17 protein-coding genes are annotated in these 19,399 nt (G+C 72.9%); 9 read left to right on the forward strand and 8 right to left on the reverse strand.

The annotated features are described in order from the left end of the window. Positions 1–135: 135 nt before the first annotated feature. Entirely contained in the window at positions 136–528 is a 393-nt protein-coding gene (gene dhaM, locus HNR23_RS15300) for a dihydroxyacetone kinase phosphoryl donor subunit DhaM (protein WP_184076225.1), read from the reverse strand. A 254-nt stretch (positions 529–782) separates the two neighbouring features. On the opposite strand from dhaM, the gene dhaK reads away from it, so the two are divergent. The 5 genes from dhaK (at position 783) to HNR23_RS15325 (ending at position 6,359) form a co-directional block, all read left to right on the forward strand. Continuing rightward, on the forward strand, positions 783–1,781 hold the full coding sequence (gene dhaK, locus HNR23_RS15305) for a dihydroxyacetone kinase subunit DhaK (RefSeq protein ID WP_184080379.1): 999 nt from the start codon (positions 783–785) through the stop codon (positions 1,779–1,781). A gap of 66 nt (positions 1,782–1,847) precedes the next feature. Next, positions 1,848–2,495: a dihydroxyacetone kinase subunit DhaL gene (gene dhaL, locus HNR23_RS15310; RefSeq protein WP_184076226.1), complete on the forward strand. Its 648-nt coding sequence runs from the start codon at positions 1,848–1,850 to the stop codon at positions 2,493–2,495. Between the two features lie 109 nt (positions 2,496–2,604). Further along, positions 2,605–3,636 carry a threonine aldolase family protein gene (locus HNR23_RS15315; protein ID WP_184076227.1) on the forward strand — a complete coding sequence of 344 codons (1,032 nt, stop codon included), beginning with the start codon at positions 2,605–2,607 and terminating at the stop codon, positions 3,634–3,636. Between the two features lie 1,113 nt (positions 3,637–4,749). Further along, the gene (locus HNR23_RS15320; protein WP_184076228.1) at positions 4,750–5,961 is read left to right on the forward strand and encodes a carboxylate-amine ligase; all 1,212 of its coding nucleotides are present in this window, start codon (positions 4,750–4,752) and stop codon (positions 5,959–5,961) included. Beyond that, positions 5,958–6,359: a sporulation protein gene (locus HNR23_RS15325; RefSeq protein ID WP_184076229.1), complete on the forward strand. Its 402-nt coding sequence runs from the start codon at positions 5,958–5,960 to the stop codon at positions 6,357–6,359. The genes HNR23_RS15320 and HNR23_RS15325 overlap by 4 nt, the downstream gene beginning before the upstream one ends. Before the next feature lie 4 nt (positions 6,360–6,363). On the opposite strand, the gene HNR23_RS15330 is transcribed toward HNR23_RS15325, so the two are convergent. The 5 genes from HNR23_RS15330 to HNR23_RS15350 all read right to left on the reverse strand — a co-directional run bounded on the left by HNR23_RS15330 (position 6,364) and on the right by HNR23_RS15350 (position 12,302). Continuing rightward, positions 6,364–7,434: an ABC transporter ATP-binding protein gene (locus HNR23_RS15330; RefSeq protein WP_184076230.1), complete on the reverse strand. Its 1,071-nt coding sequence runs from the start codon at positions 7,432–7,434 to the stop codon at positions 6,364–6,366. Beyond that, positions 7,431–8,531, reverse strand: coding sequence for an ABC transporter ATP-binding protein (locus HNR23_RS15335; protein WP_184076231.1), 1,101 nt, complete (start codon positions 8,529–8,531; stop codon positions 7,431–7,433). Before HNR23_RS15335 ends, HNR23_RS15330 begins: the two co-directional genes overlap by 4 nt. 5 nt (positions 8,532–8,536) lie before the next feature. Next, a complete protein-coding gene (locus HNR23_RS15340) occupies positions 8,537–9,493 on the reverse strand; it encodes an ABC transporter permease (RefSeq protein WP_184076232.1) in 957 nt (318 codons plus the stop codon). After that, entirely contained in the window at positions 9,493–10,497 is a 1,005-nt protein-coding gene (locus tag HNR23_RS15345) for an ABC transporter permease subunit (protein ID WP_184076233.1), read from the reverse strand. Before HNR23_RS15345 ends, HNR23_RS15340 begins: the two co-directional genes overlap by 1 nt. 128 nt (positions 10,498–10,625) lie before the next feature. Then, positions 10,626–12,302: an ABC transporter substrate-binding protein gene (locus tag HNR23_RS15350; protein ID WP_184076234.1), complete on the reverse strand. Its 1,677-nt coding sequence runs from the start codon at positions 12,300–12,302 to the stop codon at positions 10,626–10,628. Positions 12,303–12,574: 272 nt separating this feature from the next. Between HNR23_RS15350 and HNR23_RS15355 the strand changes: the two genes are divergently transcribed. From HNR23_RS15355 to HNR23_RS15365, 3 genes are all read left to right on the forward strand, one after another. Continuing rightward, positions 12,575–13,042, forward strand: a complete 468-nt coding sequence (locus HNR23_RS15355; protein WP_184076235.1) for a hypothetical protein — start codon at positions 12,575–12,577, stop codon at positions 13,040–13,042. Positions 13,043–13,191: 149 nt separating this feature from the next. Beyond that, positions 13,192–13,815, forward strand: a complete 624-nt coding sequence (locus tag HNR23_RS15360; RefSeq protein WP_184076236.1) for a phospholipase — start codon at positions 13,192–13,194, stop codon at positions 13,813–13,815. Between the two features lie 187 nt (positions 13,816–14,002). After that, positions 14,003–14,197 carry a DUF1918 domain-containing protein gene (locus HNR23_RS15365; protein ID WP_184076237.1) on the forward strand — a complete coding sequence of 65 codons (195 nt, stop codon included), beginning with the start codon at positions 14,003–14,005 and terminating at the stop codon, positions 14,195–14,197. A gap of 40 nt (positions 14,198–14,237) precedes the next feature. On the opposite strand, the gene HNR23_RS15370 is transcribed toward HNR23_RS15365, so the two are convergent. Further along, on the reverse strand, positions 14,238–15,119 hold the full coding sequence (locus HNR23_RS15370) for an Fpg/Nei family DNA glycosylase (RefSeq protein ID WP_184076238.1): 882 nt from the start codon (positions 15,117–15,119) through the stop codon (positions 14,238–14,240). A gap of 366 nt (positions 15,120–15,485) precedes the next feature. On the opposite strand from HNR23_RS15370, the gene HNR23_RS15375 reads away from it, so the two are divergent. Then, entirely contained in the window at positions 15,486–15,965 is a 480-nt protein-coding gene (locus HNR23_RS15375; RefSeq protein WP_184076239.1) for a PTS sugar transporter subunit IIA, read from the forward strand. Positions 15,966–16,049: 84 nt separating this feature from the next. Here the strand turns inward: HNR23_RS15375 and HNR23_RS27520 are convergent, their stop codons facing one another. Then, positions 16,050–19,259: an AAA domain-containing protein gene (locus HNR23_RS27520; RefSeq protein WP_184076240.1), complete on the reverse strand. Its 3,210-nt coding sequence runs from the start codon at positions 19,257–19,259 to the stop codon at positions 16,050–16,052. Between the last annotated feature and the right edge of the window lie 140 nt (positions 19,260–19,399).

Raw genomic sequence — 19,399 nt, forward strand, 5'->3', positions numbered from 1 at the left:
CGCCGCGCCGCGGGCCCACACTTCGACGATGGGACGGGGAGGGCCGCCACGGCAGTCCCCGAAGGTCACGCCGCCCCCGGTCGGAGGTCCCGCGCCGGAGGGGGAGAGGTCGGGGGCGGCCCCGGGTGGCGGGCCTCAGAGTTTGCGGAAGTCGCGGGCCTCCTCCGCGGCTGCGGCGACCGCGGACAGGTCGGCACCGGCGCCGGCGGCCACCTTGGCCGCGACGGCCCCCTCCACGAACGGCGCGTCCACCAGACGCGCCCGCACCTCGGGGCGGTCTTCCAGCACCATCCGGGTGGTGAGCACCGAGCTGCCCAGGTCCATGAGCACGATCACCCCGGCGCCGGACTCCGCCGTGTCCACGGCGGAGCTCACCTTGTCATACGAGGTGCCGAGTCCGCCGTCGTCCGTCCCCCCGGCCGTCGCGACGTCGACGTGCTCCGTGCCGAGCTCGCCGACCATCGCGGCCACTCCCGCGGCGAGCTCCGCGCTGTGCGAGACGAGGACGATACCCACCCTGTCTGTCATGGAAGCCGACCCTACCCCCGCGTTTCACGACGTGAAAAGGGGTGTTCCAGGTGCGGGCCAACGGGTAGGTCGTTTTCGCCACCGTTTCGCCACCGTTTCGCCACCCGACACTCCGCTTCACCCCTGTCCCATCGCCACCACTTCCGTCACACTTCCCCTACCGGGCCATGGTCGGGCCGCCCACCGATCCCGCCGTCCCGCCCGCCGGGGCGGGTGGGACCGCGGCCGCCCCGTTCGAGCAGGAGGCAACCACCGTGAAGAAGTTCGTCAACACCGCCGACACGGTCCTGCGGGACGCCCTCACCGGGCTCGCCGCCGCCCACCCCGAGCTCTCGGTCGACATCGAGCGCCGGTTCGTCGCCCGCGCCGAGCCGCCCCGCTCCGGCAAGGTCGCCCTGGTCTCCGGCGGCGGATCCGGCCACGAGCCGCTGCACGCCGGGTTCGTCGGCCCCGGCATGCTCGACGCGGCCTGCCCGGGCGAGATCTTCACCTCGCCCGTACCCGACCAGATGCTCGCCGCCGCCTCCGCCGTCGACTCCGGTGCGGGCGTGCTGTTCGTCGTGAAGAACTACACCGGCGACGTGATGAACTTCGAGATGGCCGCGGACCTGGCCGGCGACGACGGTATCGAGACCGCCAGCGTCCTGGTCGACGACGACGTGGCCGTGGAGGACTCCACGTTCACCGCGGGGCGCCGCGGCACCGGCGCGACCCTCTTCGTCGAGAAGATCGCCGGCGCACTGGCCGAGGAGGGCGCCGACCTCGCCGCGGTGGCCGACATGGCGCGCCGGGTCGACGAGGCCTCGCGCTCCTTCGCGATCGCCCTGACCGCCTGCACCACCCCCGCATCCGGTAAGCCCGGCTTCGACCTCCCCGAGGACGAGATCGAGGTCGGCGTCGGCATCCACGGCGAGCCCGGCCGCAGGCGGGAGAAAGTGCGCCCGGCGGCGGAGCTGGCCGCCCTGCTCGTGGACACGGTGGTGGACGACCTCGCCTCCGCCCCGGACCAGCCCGCGATCGTTCTGCTCAACGGCATGGGCGGCACCCCCCTGATCGAGCTCTACGTGCTCTTCGGCGAGGTGAGCGCCCGGCTGGAGCAGCGGGGCGTGCGCGTCGCCCGAAGCCTGGTCGGCAACTACGTGACCAGCCTGGACATGGCGGGGGCGTCCCTCACCGCCTGCCGCGCCGATGACCGCATGATCGACCTGTGGGACGCACCGGTCCGCACCCCGGCCCTGCGCTGGGGCGTGTGACCGCTCCCCTCTCCTCCGCTCCCTCCCCCACCCACGACCAACACACTTCAGACGAGGAACACCACCATGGGCACCCTGGACGTCGATGTCGCCACCGCCCGCGCCTGGCTCCAGGCCGCGGCCACCAGCATGGACGACCACGCGGACCACCTGTCCGCCCTAGACGCGGCCATCGGCGACGGCGACCACGGCACCAACATGCGGCGCGGGTTCTCCGCGGTGGCCGACAAGCTCGCGGCGGCCGAGCCCGCGACCGCGGGCGAACTGCTCACCCTGACGGGCCGAACGCTCATCTCCACCGTGGGCGGCGCCTCCGGCCCCCTCTACGGTTCGATCTTCCGCGCCGCGGGCAAACGCCTCGCCGAGCCCACCGCCGATCTCGCCGAGGCGCTGCGCGACGGGCTGGAGGCGGTGCAGAAGCTCGGCGGGGCGCAGCCCGGCGACAAGACCATCGTCGACGCCTACACCCCGGCCGTGGACGCGCTCGCAGCGGCCGTCGCCGACGGCGCCGACCCGGCGGGCGCCGCCCGCGCGGCCGCGACCGCAGCCGACGAGGGGGCGCAGGCCACCATCCCCCTGCTCGCCCGCAAGGGACGCGCCTCCTACCTGGGCGAGCGCAGCATCGGCCACCAGGACCCGGGCGCCACCTCGACCGCGCTGATCTTCGCCGCGCTCGCCGACACCCTGGAGGCGGCGCGGCAGGGGGAGGGCTGAGACGGCCGGACACGGTGCCCCCTCCCCCGCGCCGCATACGCCGGACCCCCCTTCCCATAGGGTGATCCCGCCTCTGCTCGGACGTGAGCGAACGGAAGGACAGCGCGCCATGATCGACCTGCGTTCGGACACGGTCACCAGACCGACCCCGGAGATGCGACGGGCCATGGCCGAGGCCGAGGTCGGCGACGACGTCTTCGGGGAGGACCCCACCCTCCGCACGCTGGAGGAGGAGACCGCGCGGCTGCTGGGCAAGGAGCGGGCGCTGTTCGTCCCCTCCGGCCACATGGCCAACCAACTCGCCGTCTACTGCTCGGCGCGCAGCGGCGAGGAGGTCTGGGCGCACGCCACCAGCCATGTGCTCGGCAATGAGCAGGGCGCCAGCTCCGTTCTGGCCCGCGTCCTGCCGCGGACGTTCGACTCCCCCGACGCGGTGCCCGACGACGCCCTCCTCGAACGCTGGGCCACGGGCACCGATGACGTGCACCGCGCCCGCCCGGCCCTGCTCTGCCTGGAGAACACGTTCACCGGCAGGGCCGTTCCCCTGGCCGGACAGCGGCGCGCGGCCGCCCTCGCCCGCGCCCACGGCCTGCGCACCCACCTGGACGGCGCGCGGCTGTGGAACGCGGCGGCGGCGCTGGGGGCCGCACCCGCCGAGGTGGCCGAGGGCTTCGACACCGTTTCCGTCTGCTTCTCCAAGGGGCTCGGTGCACCGGTCGGCTCGGCGCTGGCGGGCGACGCCGACACGATCGACCGCGCGCGCCGCGCCCGCAAGCTCCTCGGCGGCGGCATGCGCCAGGCCGGGATCATCGCGGCGGGTGCGCTGTACGCCCTGCGCCACCATCTCGACCGGCTGACCGACGACCACGCCCGCGCCGCCCGCCTGGCCAAAGGCATCACCTCGACCACCGGGCTGAGTGCCGAGTCCCGGACCAACATGGTGCTGCTGTCCACCGCCCCCGGCAAAGCGCCCGGTCACGCGAGTGCCTTCGCCGACCAGGGAGTCCGGGCCTTCGCCATCGCCCCGGACCTCATCCGCTTCGTCGTCCACCTGGAGATCGGTGACGCCGACATCGACACCGCCATCGCCGGGATCGGCGCCGCCGTCATGACACGAAGCCAGGGACCGGCGGCGAGGTGAGTCCGCTCCGCAGCGAGATGTTCCTGTTCAGGGCTAATGCCGAGAGCCTGCTGGGTGACCTTGTTGGTGATTGTCCGCGGGGTGTCCTGCGGAGACGAGAAGCAGCGACGAGGACGGCAGGAGCTTGGGGCAGCCGGTCATCGTGCGGGTGGACGGGTGGCCGGGTGGCCGGGCTGGTGGTGGGGGCCGAGGCCTGCGGTCACCCCCGGCCCCGTACCGAGGGGCAGCGACGAGGATGGCGGGGGCGGGGCGCCCCTCCCGTCCCCCGGCCCGGACGGCCCCTTGTTTCCTTTGGTCTCGGAGATATCGGGGGAAAATCGCCTGCGAGCCCCCAATGTCTCCGAGATCAACGGAAGCAGGGCGCGGGAAAGCGCTCTCCCAAGGGGAGGGTCCAGGCGCGCGGGGGTCCGGACGCCCGAATCGAGGGCTGCCGTCCGGCCGGAACGGCGCTGTTCCGCTTCGCGTGAAGCGACTTCCGCCATGCGGGAGGATTCCCCGCCCCGGCGTCCCCTCCTGCGATGAGCATGGGATTTAATCGGACGAAACGGACGCGATCGGATGCGGCCCCATGGTCATCTCGGGGGAGGCTCCGGGCCTCCCGGATCGTGGAAACTGCTGCACGCGAAGCGGAAACCCGGGCTTCCGGGCGGTCCCCAACCGCCCATCCGCTCGCCCGCAGCCGCCCACCGGGCCCGAAAAGGAACCGGACCGCCCGTTCCCGCCCTCTCCTGCGTTGATCAGCGCGGGGCGCCCCGCCCCCGCCATCCTCGTCGCCGCCCCCTCGGTACGGGGCCGGGGGCGACCGCAGGCCTCGGCCCCCACCACCGGCCCGGCCACCCGTCCACCCGTACGACGACCGGCCGCCCCAAGCCCCTGCCGCCCTCGTCGCTGCCGCTTTTTCCCACCGGACACCCCGCAGACAACCGTCGACAAGGCCGCCCATCCGACCCCGCCCACCCCAGCCCGCTCCCACCCGCACGACGATCGCCGAGCCCGCGGCGCCGCCACCGTTAACGAGCGCCTGTGCCTTCATCCGGATCGGGTCGTGTGACAGGCCAGGTGAGCGGTCGGCACATACCCCTATTTGTGCACTTTAGGTGACATCATGTCACCATGAAGAGTGCGAGGCGGTCCGACGCGAAGGCGCAGCCCCTGGTGACGAGCGGCCCTGACCGCCACTCGGCCTCGGACGGAAAACTTCCCGTCACTGTGGGAGTGGAGGAGGAGTATCTGCTCGTGGACCCCTCCTCCCGGCAGCTGAGTACGCAGGCCGACCAGGTGGTGGCGCGGGCGGCCGGGGAACTCGGCGACCAGGTCACCACCGAGCTCACCCGCTACCAGATCGAGATCCGCACCGATCCGCACACGAGTTTGGCCGCCCTGGACGGCCAGCTCCGCACGGCCCGGACCGCCGTCGCGCGCGCCGCGACCGAGCTGGGATTGCGCATCATCTCCAGTGGGACGCCCATCCTGGGCCAGCACACACCCCTGCCGGTGTCCCCCGGTCCCCGTTACTCCCGAAGCATCGCCACGTTCCGCGCCCTGGACCATGAGCAGAGTGCCTGCGCGTGCCACATCCACGTCGGCATCCCCGACCTGGCCACCGCGCTCCAGCTGAGCAACCACCTGCGGCCTTGGCTCCCGTCGCTCATCGCACTGACCGCCAACTCGCCCTACTGGACGGCCCAGGACACCGGCTACGCCAGCTGGCGCACCATGACGTGGGGGCGCTGGCCGGTGGCGGGACCACCCCCCTACTTCGAGTCCCGCACCCACTATGAGGATCTGCTCGACAGCCTCCTGCGCACCGAAACCCTCATGGACCGCGGCGGCCTCTACTGGGACATCCGCCCGTCGCACCACGTGCCCACGCTCGAAGTCCGCGTCGCGGACGCCACCCCCACCGTGGACGACACCGTCCTGCTCGCCGGGGCCGTCAAGGGTCTGGCCACCGGTGCACTGGCCGCGATACGCGAGGGCCGGCCCGCCCCGCGGCCGCAGCCGGAGATGCTGCGGGCCGCATGCTGGCGCGCCGCCCGCGACGGCTTGAACGGCAAGAGCGTCGATGTGCACACCGAACGGCTCGAACCCGTCGCCGCGCACTTCAAACGCTTTTGGGCCGCCTCGCTCCCCGCCCTCGGCGCCGATGACCTCGCACCCCTCCGCGCCGCGCGGGAACGCCTCCGCGCGAAGGGAAACGGTGCCGACCGCCAGCGGCGCGCCTACCGCCGCCGCCACCGCCTCACCGACGTCGTCGACCACCTGGTCCGCAGCACCGCCACCGCCGAACACAACGCACAGAGAAAGAGAAGAGGACTGCCGTGAGCGAGCCGAAGGAAACGGCCACGGGCGAGGTCGAGCAGGACCGGGGAGCGTCCGTGATCGGGTGGTTGGACCGGGTGAACCGGCGGCTGGGCGGAACTCCGTCGGTGTCCGTCGCCTTCGGGGAGCCGATCGAGCGCGACGGGGTGACGGTCGTCCCGGTCGCCCGGAGCCGCTTCATGATCGGCGGGGGCGCCTCGGGCGGCAGCGGCGCGCGTGACGCCGATGGCGGCACGGGCGGTATGGGGATGACCGACCCCGTCGGGTACCTGGAGATCAAGGACGGCGGGGCGGTGTTCAGGCCGACCCGGCACCCGGCGCTGTCGCTCGTCGTACCGCTCGCCGCCATCGCCGGGGCGACCGCGGTGCTGGTGCTGCGGGAGATCCTGCGGCGGTCCTGACCTCTCAGGGGCGGGCGGCGAGGCGGGTGGTGTCGGGCTGGATCGCGCCCGATGCGATCTCCTCGGCGTAGTGGCAGGCCACCCGGTGGCCCTCGGCGACCGTTCGCAGTGCGGGGCGCTCGGTGGCGCATCTCGCCTCCTGGCGCCAGGGGCAGCGGGTGTTGAAGCGGCAGCCCGGCGGCGGTGCGGCCGGGGAGGGGAGGTCGCCCGGGAGGAGGACGCGCTCGCGGGCGTCCTCCAGGTCGGGGTCGGGGACCGGGACCGCCGACATCAGGGCGCGGGTGTAGGGGTGCAGCGGCTCGGCGTACAGCGTGTCGCTTTCGGCCTCCTCCACCAGGCCGCCGAGGTACATGACGCCGACGGTGTCGCTGACGTGCCGGACCACCGCCAGGTCGTGCGCGATCACCAGGTAGGTCAGGCCCCGCGCCCGCTGCAGGTCCTCCAGCAGGTTGAGCACCTGGGCCTGGATGGACACATCCAGTGCGGAGACGGGTTCGTCGCAGATGATCAGGTCGGGCTCCAGCACCAGGGCGCGGGCGATGCCGATGCGCTGCCGCTGCCCGCCGGAGAACTCGTGCGGGTAGCGCGCCAGGGCCGCACCGGACAGGCCGACCGCCTCCAGCGCCTCGATCACCCGGGACCGCCGCTCGTCCCTGCTTCGTCCGATGCGGTGTGCGGCCAGGCCCTCCAGCAGGATCGACTCGACGTTCTGCCGGGGGTTGAGGCTCCCCAGCGGGTCCTGGAAGACCATCTGCGCCCTGCGGCGCGTGCGCCGCATCTCCTCGGCGGGCAGGTGCGCCAGGTCGACGCCGTCCAGCCAGACCCGGCCGTCGGTGATGTCGACGAGCCGCAGCACCGCCCGGCCCAGCGTGGTCTTGCCGCAACCCGACTCCCCCACCAGGCCGTAGGTGCTGCCGCGCCGGATGGCCAGCGACACCCCGTCGACCGCATACACGTGGCCGACCGTCCGGTCGACGAGGATGCCGCGCCGGATCGGGAAGTGCACCTTCAGATCGGCGATCTCCAGCAGGTCCGGCCCGCCGCCGGCCCCGCCCGCCGGCTCCGTGGGCGTCATCGGGGGTCTCCTTCCCGTGCGGGTTCCGCGCCGGGTGTCCACTCTCCGCCGCCCGCTGCGTCAAGCCCGCCGGGGGTGGCGGGGTTGACGCAGCGGTGGCGGTGGTCCGCCGCCGCGTCTCGCAGGCCCGGGGGGCCGCCCAGGCACCGCTCGGTGTAGCGGTCGCAGCGGGGCGCGAACGCGCAGCCGTCGGCCCAGGCGATGTCGTCGTTCACCGACCCCCGGATCGGTGTCAGCGGCTCATGGCGCGGCGCGTTGAGCCGCGGGATCGAGGCCAGCAGCCCGACGGTGTAGGGATGCGTCGGCGCGGCGAAGAGCCGCCGCCGTTCGGCGGCCTCCACCACCTTCCCGGCGTAGAGCACGTTGATCCGGTCGCACAGGCCCGCCACCACGCCCAGGTCATGGGTGATCATCAGCAGTGCGGTCCCCTCCTCGGCGACCAGGTCCTTGAGCAGTTCCAGGATCTGGGCCTGGATGGTGACGTCGAGCGCGGTGGTGGGTTCGTCGGCGATGAGCAGCCGGGGGCGGCAGGCGACCGCCATCGCGATCAGGGCCCGCTGCCGCATGCCGCCGGACAGCTCGTGCGGGTACTCCCGCAGCCGCCGGTCGGGGTCGGGGATGCCCACGCGCCGCAGCAGCTCGGCGGCCTCGGTCCGGGCGGCGTCGCGGCGCAGCCCCCGGTGCCGGGTGAGGATCTCGGTCACCTGCACGCCGATGGGCACGACGGGGTTGAGCGAGGACAGCGGGTCCTGGAAGACCATGGCCAGCCGGGACCCGCGCAGGTCGCGCATGCGCTCGGGCGGCAGGGCGAGCAGGTCGAGCGTGCCCGGGGCGGCGCCGGGGTCGGCCGGGCCGCCCCCGGCGTGCGCCGCCCCGCCCGCCCGGAACAGGGCGCGGCCGCCGACCCTGACACCGTGGCGCGGCAGCAGCCCCATCAGCGCCAGGGAGGTCACGCTCTTGCCGCACCCGGACTCTCCCACCAGGCCGACGACCTCCCCTTCGTCCAGGGTGAACGACACCCGGTCGACCGCCCGGACGTCGCGCCGTCCGCGTGCGGTGAACGTGACCGACAGCTCGTCCACGGTGAGCAGGGGCATCGGCGTCACTTCCTGAGTCGGGGGTCGAGGGATTCCCGCATCGCCTCACCGAGCAGGGTGAAGCCCAGCGCCGTGACGATGATGGCCAGCGCCGGGTACACGGCGAGCTGCGGTGCGCCGCTCAGGAAGCGCTGCGCGTCGGCGAGCATGGTGCCCCACTCGGGGGTCGACGGGTCGGGGTTGCCCAGCCCCAGGTAGGACAGGGCCGCGGCGTCGATGATGGCGGTGGCCAGCGTCAGCGTGCCCTGCACCAGGACCGGTCCCAGCGAGTTGGGCAGGATGTGGCCGAGTGCGATGCGCCGCTTGCGCACGCCCAGCGCGCGGGCGGCCAGCACGTAGTCGCGCCCGGCCTGGGCGATCATGGCGCCGCGCAGCAGCCGGGCGAAGATGGGGATCTGGGCGACGCCGACGGCGATCATGACCGTGGCGAGGCTCTGGCCGAGCAGCGCGGCCACGCTGACGGCCAGCAGCAGTGCGGGGACGGCCAGCATCATGTCGGTGACGCGCATGAGCGCCGCGTCCAGCCGCCGCCCCCACACCCCGCCCAGGGCGTGGGCGGCCCCGGCGGTGCCGCCGAGGAGGGCGCCGACGGTGAAACCGAGCAGGGTGGCGACCACCCCGACCAGCAGGGTCTGGCGGGCGCCGATGATCATGCGCGAGAACTGGTCGCGGCCGAGGTTGTCCAGGCCCAGCCAGTTCTCGGCGCGCGGCCCGACGAACACGTTCTGGTTGGGGAAGACCTCGTTTCCCCAGGTCTGGGCGGTGGGGCTGTAGGGGGCGAGCCAGGGCCCGAAGATCGCGAAGAAGAGGAAGACGCAGACGGTTCCGGCCCCGGCGATGGCCATGGGGTTGCGGCGCGTCCGGTCGAAGGCCTCGCGCCAGACACCGTGTCCGCGTCCGTCCTCGGCGCGTGCGGCGGTGAGTTCGGCGAGCCGGTCGATCCTGTCGGCCTTTCTCGACATCAGCTCACCCGCACTCTCGGGTCGAGGAGGCTGTAGGAGATGTCCACCAGCAGGTTGATGAGCACGTACATGGCGGCGATGATCAGGATGAAGCCGAGCAGGGCGGGGTAGTCGCGCGTCTGGGTGGAGGCGTAGACGAACGATCCGATGCCGCCGAAGGCGAACACGCTCTCGGTGAGCACGGCGCCGGCGAACAGCGCCCCGGTCTGCAGGCCGATCGCGGTCATCACCGGCAGCATGGCGTTGCGCAGCACGTGCCGGGTGCGCACCACGTGGCGGTGGAGTCCCTTGGCTTCGGCGGTGCGCACGTAGTCCTCGCCGAGGACTTCCAGCACGCTGGCCCGGGTCATCCGCACGACGACGGCGAGGGGGATGCTGGACAGCGCGAGTCCAGGCAGGGCCAGGTGCAGGATCGCGTCCCAGGCGGCGTCCCACTCGCGGGTCATCAGGCCGTCGAGGACGAAGAAGCCGGTGACGCGGGTGGCGCTGAGGCCGGGGGTCTGCCGGAAGGCGGAGGGGAACCAGCCGAGGTGTTCGGCGAAGACGACTTTGAGGACGAAGGCGAGGAAGAACACCGGGGTGCAGATCCCGATGAGGGAGCCGCCGACGACGGCCGAGTCGAGCAGGCCGCCGCGGCGCCGCGCGGCCAGGTAGCCGAGTGGGATGCCGATGCCGACGGCGATGACCATGGCGGCGACGGCGAGTTCGGCGGTGGCGGGGAAGCGCAGCGCGAACTCGTCGAGGACCGGGCGGCCGGTCTGCAGCGAGGTGCCGAGGTCGCCCTCGGCGAGTCGGGTGAGGAACCGCCAGTACTGGACGGCCAGGGGGTCGTCGAGGCCCAGGGCCCGACGCAGCGCCGCCCGCTGCTCGGGGGAGGCGTCCTCGCCGAGGAGAGCGTACTCGGGTCCGCCGGGCAGTCGGCGCAGCCAGAAGAACAGCAGCACCGAGAGGCCGAACAGGGTCGGGATCAGCTGCAGTGTCCGCCGGACGATGAAGCGCAGCACCTGCGTGCCGCCTCCCCTCCGTTATCCGTGCTCTGCTCCCCGCCCCGGTGGTGGTCTCGGGGATGCCGAGCGGATATCGGCGCGGATCGGCACCGACATCCCCGAGATCGGCGGGGCGGGGGGTGGGGTCAGGAGAAGGAGGCTTCGGCGAAGTTCTCCTGGGTGAGCGGGCTGACGGCGGGCGGGGTGACGTCGGGGGCGAACGCGATCGACGGCGGCGAGTGGGAGATCGGCAGACCCGGCAGGTAGTCCATGATCTCCTGGTTGACCTCCTGGTAGAGGGCGGTGCGCTCGTCGGCGTCGGGGGTGGTGGACACCTCCCTCATCCGCTCGAAGAGCTCTTCGTCGCGGAAGCCCCAGGCGCTGTCGTAGCCGTCGAACCAGGTGCCGAGGAAGTTGTAGGCCTCGTTGAAGTCGCCGGTCCAGCCGAGGAGGTAGAGGCTGCAGCCGCCGCTGTCGGTGTGCGGGATGTAGTCTCCCCACGGCATCGAGTCGGCGGTGACGGTGATGCCGACGGATTCGAGGTCGGCCTTGATGATGTCGAAGATGTCCTGCGGGGCGGGCATGTAGGGCCGGGTGACCTCGGTGGGGAAGCACATGTCGATCTCCAGGTCGGACTGCCCGGCCTCCTGGAGCAGCGCCTCCGCCTTGTCGGGGTCGTGGTCATAGGTGGTGACGTCCGGCGACCAGCCCTCGACGGTCTCGGGGATGAACTGGGTGGCGACCCGGCCGCCCTCGGGGAGGATGGTGTCGACGATGCGCTGGCGGTCGACGGCGTGCGCGATGGCCCGCCGCACCTTCTCGTCGCCCAGTTCCTCACCGGCCTCCTGGTTGTAGGCGAGGTAGAGGATGTTGAAGACGTCGCGCACCGGCACCTGGAACCCGGCGTCCTTCAGCGGCTCGACGTCGGCCGGCCCGACGAGGTCGTAGCCGTGGATGTCGCCCGCCTCCAGGGCCTGCTTGCGGGCGGCCTCCTCCGAGATCGTCTTGATGATCAGGGTCTTGACCTTGGCGTTCTCTCCCCAGTGGTCGTCGAACCGCTCCAGGACGACCTCCTGGGCGTCGCGGTCCCAGTCGACGAGCCGGTAGGGGCCGGTGCCCGCGACCGTTCCGGCCTCCTGGGTGTAGGAGGGCAGAACCGGGGAGCCGGGGTCGCCGGTGACCTCCTCCTGGGCGACCTGGTCGATGACCTTCGGGCTCATGATCCCGAAGGAGGCGAGGCTGAAGGCGCCCGGATAATTCGCGGAGGGCTCCTTGACTTCGATCACCGCGGTCAGGTCGTCGGGTGTGCTGCAGGACTCGAAGTTGGGATCGGGTGTGTCTTCGTCCTCGTTCTCGGCGAATCCCCCGAAAATGTTCTGCCAGTAGTAGGTCTGGTTGCTGTTCTGGTAGTTGCCGGTGAAGTTGTACCAGCGGTCGAAATTCGCGCACACCGCCGCGGCGTCGAAGTCCTCGCCGTCGTGGAATTTCACGCCGTCGCGCAGGTGGAAGGTCCATTCCGTGCCGTCGTCGGACTGCTCCCAGGACTCGGCCAGCCCGCCGATGATCTCGGTGCCGCCGGGCTCGTGGGCGAGCAGGGTGTCGTAGATCTGCCGGGTGACGCGGAAGGTCTCGCCGTCACTGGTCAGGACCGGGTCCACCGTGCGGGGGTCTCCGGCTCCCGCGAACACCAGCGGCTGCGTCTCATTTCGCTCACCACCGTCGCCGCCGTCTCGTGTACTTTCTGCGCAACCTGTGACGATCAATACCAAGATCAACGCCGACGCGGTGATCGACAGCGATCTCGCCGACTCCGGAATGAACACGGTCCACCTCACTTGGGGGGCTGGTGGCGCTGCGGTCGTTGAGAGGAACCCTAATCGCCCCGACCCGAGATCGGGAAAATGTAACGCATCATCAATGGAACCGTGTCCTTTCCGCGCTTTGCCCCACACGTCCGTTTATCGGTAGGCGGAATTCCGATATCGCCATTGTGGCGCGTGCGACCCCTGGAGAATGGGAGCATGGTGGGGGCGGCAGAGCGCCCGCCCCGGCAGGGGGAACACCCCGTCTTCGAGAACCCAGGGAGCGACAGGCAGTGGACGTCCAGGAGCTGGCGGCGCGCGTCAGGGCGGCGAGTTACGGTCCGGCGAGCGCGGAGGCCGTCGACCGGCAGACCGGTGTGATCGCGAAACGCCTCGATGTCCTGGCCGCGGACTTCGGCTACGACCCCGGCGCCCTCTCCGTCGAGCAGGCCGCGGTGCTGGAGGAGGTCTACCTCACCGAGCGCGACGTCCCCGTCGTGGAGGCCGACGACATCCGTGATCTGTACGACGCCCACGAGCCCGACGCGGTGCCGCACAACGAGGACATGCACGTGATCGCGGTGGACCCGACCCTGTGGCAGGAGTACGCGCTGATGAGCGCAGGGGAGGCCGGAGCACTCGGGTTCCACGTGGTGTTCGACGCCGCCCGACTGGCCACGCGCCTCGGCGGCACGGAGCTGACCGACGAGCTCGCCGACGCCATCGCCTGGGAGCTCACCAGCGAGGTCTCCCCGGGGTGACGGCTCGGTCGCACCGAGGTGCACCGCCGTTGCCGAACGGCAACCGAACCGTCACCGCCCCTTCTCCTTCCGGCCCTTCCGTGTGACGCACATCTCCTCTATTACTCAATGGTTGCGTCTTCACCGAACGACGGAAGGGAATCCCCCACATGCGTCCCTTTGCACGACGCGCGTCCCGATCCGCGATCGCCGCCGTCTCCGCCGCCGTGCTCGCTCTCGGCACGGCCGCGGCGGCGCACGCCGACCTGACACCCGACGAGCTGCGCCGCGTCACCGACGAGTACCTCTTCGGCGTCGGCCTCGGCCGCTTCATCGAGATCCGCGACCAGGCCCCGCACGCCGGCCAGCTCGACTGGAGCTCCGACTCCTGCACGATGGCGCCGAACCGCCCCCTGGGCTACGACTTCGACCCGGGGTGCAAGCGCCACGACTTCGGCTACCGGAACTACAAGCTGCAGGTGCGGTTCACCGAGCCCAACCGGCTGAAGATCGACGACAAGTTCCGCGACGACCTCTACGGCCAGTGCGGCGGCGACTGGCTGTGCCGGGGTATCGCCGACATCTACTACCACGCGGTTCGGCAGTTCGGCGGCTTCGAAACCACCACTGACGAGGCCCTGGAGAACGGCGACGTCGAGGAGAAGGTGGAGGTCCTCGTCGAACTGGTCGACGACCTGGAGGACGCCGACACCCAGGCCGAGGCCGACCGCATCGTCGAGGAGTTCGAGGACGAGCACGACGTCGACATCGCCGAGGACTACCCGGTGAGCTGACCCCCGCGCCTCTTTCCCGCCGAGGCGTCGAGGATGTGCGGCGCCCGGTTCCGCGCCGGGCGCCGTTCCCGTGTCCGGTCGGACACGTTCGAGCATCGTCGCGGGTGGGTAGGTCCCCGGCTGTGCGGCGCTCGGGGCGACCCGGGCGCCGACCTGGATGTGCAGACCGCTACCCGGGGAGATCGCAATGCACGCAACCGTCGGCGACCGAGTGCGGATCAAGGGCCGCGTCGTCGGGATGAAGGAGCACGTCGGGGAGATCGTCGAGGTGCGCGGCTCACAGGGCAGTCCGCCCTACCGCGTGCGCTTCGACGACGGCCACGAGACCCTGATGTTCCCCGGCCCCGACTGCATCATCGAGCAGCGCCGGCCCGCCGACTGAGGCCACCCGCGCGGGTGGCCCGGCGGCACCGGCCCGGCCGTCACCGGGCCTGGCAGGTCGGGCACCAGAAGAGGTTGCGCCCGGCCAGCTCCGCCGCGCTGATCGGCGTCGAGCACACCCGGCACGGCTCGCCCGTGCGGTAGCAGACGTACAGGGTGTCGGGCCGGGGCACGGGGCGCGCCTCGGGGTCGGGGCGGTGCCCGGGCCGGGTGGTGATGATGTAGCCGTCGCGCACCCCGTCGTGGAGCAGGTCGGCCAGGTCCGCCCACAGGGCGTCCCACTCCTCGCGGGCCAGGTCGCGCCCGGCGCGGTAGGGGTCGATCCCGGCGCGGAACAGCGACTCGGCCCGGTAGATGTTGCCCACCCCCGCGATGACGTCCTGGCGCATCAGCAGCGCCGCGATCGTGGTGCGCGACCGGCTGACCACCCGCCACGCCCGCTCGGGGTCGGCATCGTCACGCAGCGGGTCCGGCCCCAGCTTGGCCTGGACGGCCAGCTTCTCCTCTTCGGTGATGACCTCGCAGGCGGTCGGGCCGCGCAGGTCGGCCCAGCTCGAGGCGGTGACGATCCGCACCCGGACGGCGCCCACCGGGGGCGGCGCCACCACGAAGCCGTCGCCGTCGCGGTCCAGCTCGCGCCGCTCGCCGTTCTCGGCGCGCGGTGCGCCCAGGTAGCGTTCGCCGTCGGCGTCACCGAACGTCCAGGCCCCGTAGAGGCCGAGGTGGACGCGGAGCCAGTCACCGGAGTCGAACCCGCAGAACAGCTGCTTGCCGTGGGCTTCGGCGCCCATCAGGGTGCGCCCGTCGATCCGCCGCGCGCCGTCGGCGAACCGCCCCTGCGGGCTGCTGACCCGCACCCGGGAACCGCCGTAGTGCTTGGTGAAGTGGCTCGCCAGCCGGTGCAGGGTGTGTCCCTCGGGCACGTCGCTCCTCCCACGACGGCCTCACCTGCCGTCCGCTCGTCCTCGCCGCGCTCGCGCCCGGCCGTCTGGCACTCTATCCGCCGGACGCGCCGAACCGGGGCAAACGGTCTGGTTCCACTTCACCCATCCGGACACCCCGAACCCCGCCCGATCTCGGGCGTTTCCTCCGCATTTGAACCGCCATCAGGCTGTCAGCGCAGCTCGCCGGAGAGTGTCCCATTGACACCCCGCCTGTCCGGCACCCAACCTGATGACACAGCGTGTTCACACAGGTGTGTAATCGGGACCATGCCGCCGGGAACCCCTCGCCCGAGCCGGCTGTGCCCTCCTCCCCCGTGCGTACCCCCCGATCGAGAAAGGCGCGCGATGTTCGTCTCGGAGACGCCGTTGGTCACCGAGGACCTCGTCGACACCGGGCTCGTGGCCGCCGACTGGGACGAGGCCACACGGCGGCTCGCGGAGCTGCTCTACGTCGCGGGCCGGGTCACCGACCTGGAGGGCTTCCTCGCCGACGTGCGCGACCGCGAGGAGCGGATGCCCACCGGCATGCACGGGCGAGTGGCGCTTCCGCACGCACGCTCCACACACGTCCCCGTGCCGAGCCTGGCCGTGGGGGTGTGCGCCGACGGTGTCGACTTCTCCGGCCCGGACGGGCCCGCCCGGTTCGTCTTCCTGATCGCCGCCCCCGCCAGCGGCGGCGAGGACCACATGCGCATCCTGTCCGGGCTGGCCCGCATGCTCGTCCGCGCCGACTTCCGCACCGCGCTGCGCCGCGCACCCGACGCGCGCGCCGTCGCCGACGAGCTGCTGGCCTTCCAGCGGCGGTCCCTCCGGATCCTGCGGTGATCCCGGAGGTATCGGCGGCTCACGGGCCGCTCCCACCCCCGGTCGCTCCGCGCCCCGCGGAAAGGAAGGGGGACGGGATCGGCGCTACCGTTCCCGGGGGTCGGCGTGCAGGATCTCCTCGGCCACCGATCCCGGGTCGTGCAGGCAGCGCCAGGCCGGAACACACACACTGGGGTGGCCGCTCAACCTGGTCAGCAGGTCGCCATGGGCCATGAGGCGGCGTAGCTCGGGGCCGTTCTCCGCCTGGTCCAGCAGGACCAGAACCTGGCCCGCCTCGGCGGTGACGCACAGGTCGGCCGCGTGCCCGTGGAACGACGGGCCGGGAGTGAAGGGCGCGCCCCGCTCCCCCAGTGCCCCGCGCAGCGCGCGCAGCGCCGCGTTCTCCCCGTCACCGGTGTGGCCGCTGGCGCACAGGTCGCGCAGCGGACCGTCGGTCCCCGCCCAGAACACCCGGTCGCCGACGACGATCAGTCGCGACACCGCGCGGGTGAGCGCGGTGGCCCACACCTGGTCGGCGCCCACGGCCCGGTCGGCGAGCCGGGCGGACGCGCCGACGGCCACCGTCGGCGAGACCACCATGACGTCCACCGCGCCGTCCTCGGCACCGCGGAAGTCCTCGGGACCGCCGACCCTGACCTCCCGGCGGAAGCGCTGCCGCCGCACCAGCCGCCGCAGCAGCGCCCACTGGGGTTGGAAGGGGGCGATGACGCCGACGACGGCGCCCTCCGGCAGCGACCCGTCGAGTTCCTGCAGGACGACGGCGACCCGGTAGGCCTCCTCCCGGTTGACCGCGGACGCGCCGGGCACCGGTTCGCACTCACCGGAGAAGTGCCGCCACTCCACGGCGCGCCCGCCCATGGCGCTTTCGAGCGGCGGGGCACCGCTCTCCCGCGCCGTGTCCCGGTCCCGGGTGGGGTCGGTGGCCACCGCGATCCGGCCGCCGTAGCAGCGCCGGGAGGCCACCGCGGCGATGGCCGGGTGGGAGCGGTCGTGCTCGTCGAGCCACAGCTCGGGGCGCCCGGCGGCCGCGGTGGCCGCGGCACACGCCCGGTAGGCCGAGGAGCCGCCGTGGGCGAGCTCCGGGCGCCGCTCCAGCCAGGTGGGGCCGGCTGCACCGCGCAGCCGGCGCTCCTCCGCCGGCTCCAACAGGGTAGGGGGAGCCGACTGGGCGGGGTCGCCGATGACCAGCGCCCGCTTCGCACGGTAGAGCAGCGGCAGCACCTCGGCCATCCGGCACTGGTCCGCGCCGGCCACGACGACCAGGTCGAACAGGCCGGCCTGCGGCGGCAGCGCGCGGGCCGAGCCGACCCCGACCGCCCAGGCCGGGACGACGGCCAGCAGGTGGGCGAAGCCCGGCCAGCCGGTCGTGTGGTGCCAGTTGAGCGTCTCCAGACGGTTGAGCAGCGCCTGGCGCCCCTGACCGGCCCGCCGGGTGACGGCGCTGTGCAGGCGCGAGGCGCCGGACAGGCGGTGGCAGGCCTGAGCCGCCTCAAGGTCGGCCACCAGGTCGGTGAGCCGGGGGACGCGGCCGCGGCGGTCCAGTGCGGTACGCCAGTCGAGTTCCACCTTGGCCGCGCGGCACAGCTGGCGGAGGTTGTCCGGGGTGGGTTCCACGCCGAGTTCGCGGCGGATGGCGGAGCGGTGGGCGAGCGCGACGAAGCCGCCACCGCGCGCCCGCTCGGCGCGCCGCAGCCAGTAGCCCGGATCGCCGCGCTCGGAGGTGAACAGCACGTCGGGGTCCCAGCCCAGGCAGATCATCCGGTCGCGCTCCTCGGCGAGCAGCGCGAGGACGTGGCCGTTGCGGGCGATCGCGTCGATGGATCTCCACGCGCTGTCCACCCGCGCCCAGTCGTCGCGCAGGCCGCCGTCGTGGGGAGCGGGCTCCGGCGCGGCCGGGGGCTGCTCGGCGAGCCGCTCCAGGCTGCGGATCTCCCGGGTGCGGTGCTCGGGCGAACCGGTGCGCAGGATCAGGTGGCCGGGGGCCTCTCCGGCCCGGGACACGACCCGGTCCAGCAGGCTCTCCTCGGCCGCCGCGACCAGCACGGTGTGCCCGGCCACCACGGCGGTCCGCACGACGGCGTCGACGAGGTCGTCGACACCCGTCCCCGGTGGAGCCGCCGCCGCGGTCAGGCGCTCCCGCATGGCCGACCGCAGGATCGCGTACTGCGCCTCGGTGAGGCGGGCCGCGGCCACGGGCGGCACCGCGTCGCCTCCCGCGCCCCCGCCGTCGGCGGCCGACCGCTCCGCCGCGAGCTCGCCCTCCAGCAGCGCCTCCAGCGCGGTGCCGACGGCCTGGCCGGGGCGCGGGCCGTCGCGGTGGCCGGAGTCGAGGTCGGCGAGGAGGCCGGCCACCGTCCCCGGGTGCTCCTCCTCGACGGCGGTGTTCGCGGCGGGGCCGGCCCGGAACAGCATCGCGACGTTGTGCGCGCCCGCGCGCGGGTAGACCTGCGGGAGGGTGCCGCGCATCGCGCGCGGGAGGATGTCGTCGACCCGGTCGGTGTCGAGCCGGGTGAGCAGGGTGCGGACCTTGGCCTCCAGGTCGCCGACGACGGCGTCGTGGGGGCGCGCCCCCTCGGGGTTGCCCTGGCGCAGAACGCCGCGCAGTGCGGCGAGCTCGTCGGGGTGCGTGATGCCGGCCCGCCGCAGCAGCGCGGGGTTGATGTCGGGCTCGGAGACGGCGCGCACCCGCGACTCGCCGGTGCCGGGGACGACCTCGACATCGGCGACCAGCAGCGGGGCGGCCCGCCAGCGGGAGTCGATGACGTCGCCGGGGCCGGTGCCGTCGTCGGCCTCGGGGGCGAGCAGGACGACCGGGTAGCCGTAGCGCAGCGGGCGGCCGTCGCGTTCGGCCCGCCGCAGCAGCGCCCCGGCCTCCGGCGGGACCTGCAGGGCCTCCCCCGCGCCGCTGAACAGGGCCTCGGCGCCGGCGGGCAGGCAGATGTGGGTGGGCGAGGCGGTGGCGGAGTCGGTGACGCCGAGCTCGATGAGGTGGTCGAGGACGGCCTCGCGGTGCACGCAGGCCCTGTAGTAGTCGAGCAGGGCGCGGATACGGCCGTCGCCGGTGCGGTGGTGCCCGGGATGGGGTTCCGGCTGCGGTGGGGCGGCGGCCGGGCGGGACGGTGCCGCGGGCGGCACGATGAGCACGGTGACGTCGCCGTCGTGCCCGGTGGGTCTGCCGGATCCGTTGGAACCGCGGGAGCCGTTCGACGGCACCGAGCGCGGGTCGCGTTCCGCACGCGCCGGGCCGCCTCGGCGGCGGTCCCGGACGAAGGAGTCGGGAGAAGGGACCGACACGTCGCACCCCATGTCGAATCGCGGATGAGAACCGGCTCGACCGGGACGTGATCAGCCGACCACCCCCGGTCAGTGGCCCCTATTGTGCTCCCGCGGCGGTCGACGTGCAGGAAGAACGGAGAAAAAACTCCTGGTAGCAC

Source organism: Nocardiopsis mwathae, assembly GCF_014201195.1.
GTDB lineage: Bacteria > Actinomycetota > Actinomycetes > Streptosporangiales > Streptosporangiaceae > Nocardiopsis_C > Nocardiopsis_C mwathae.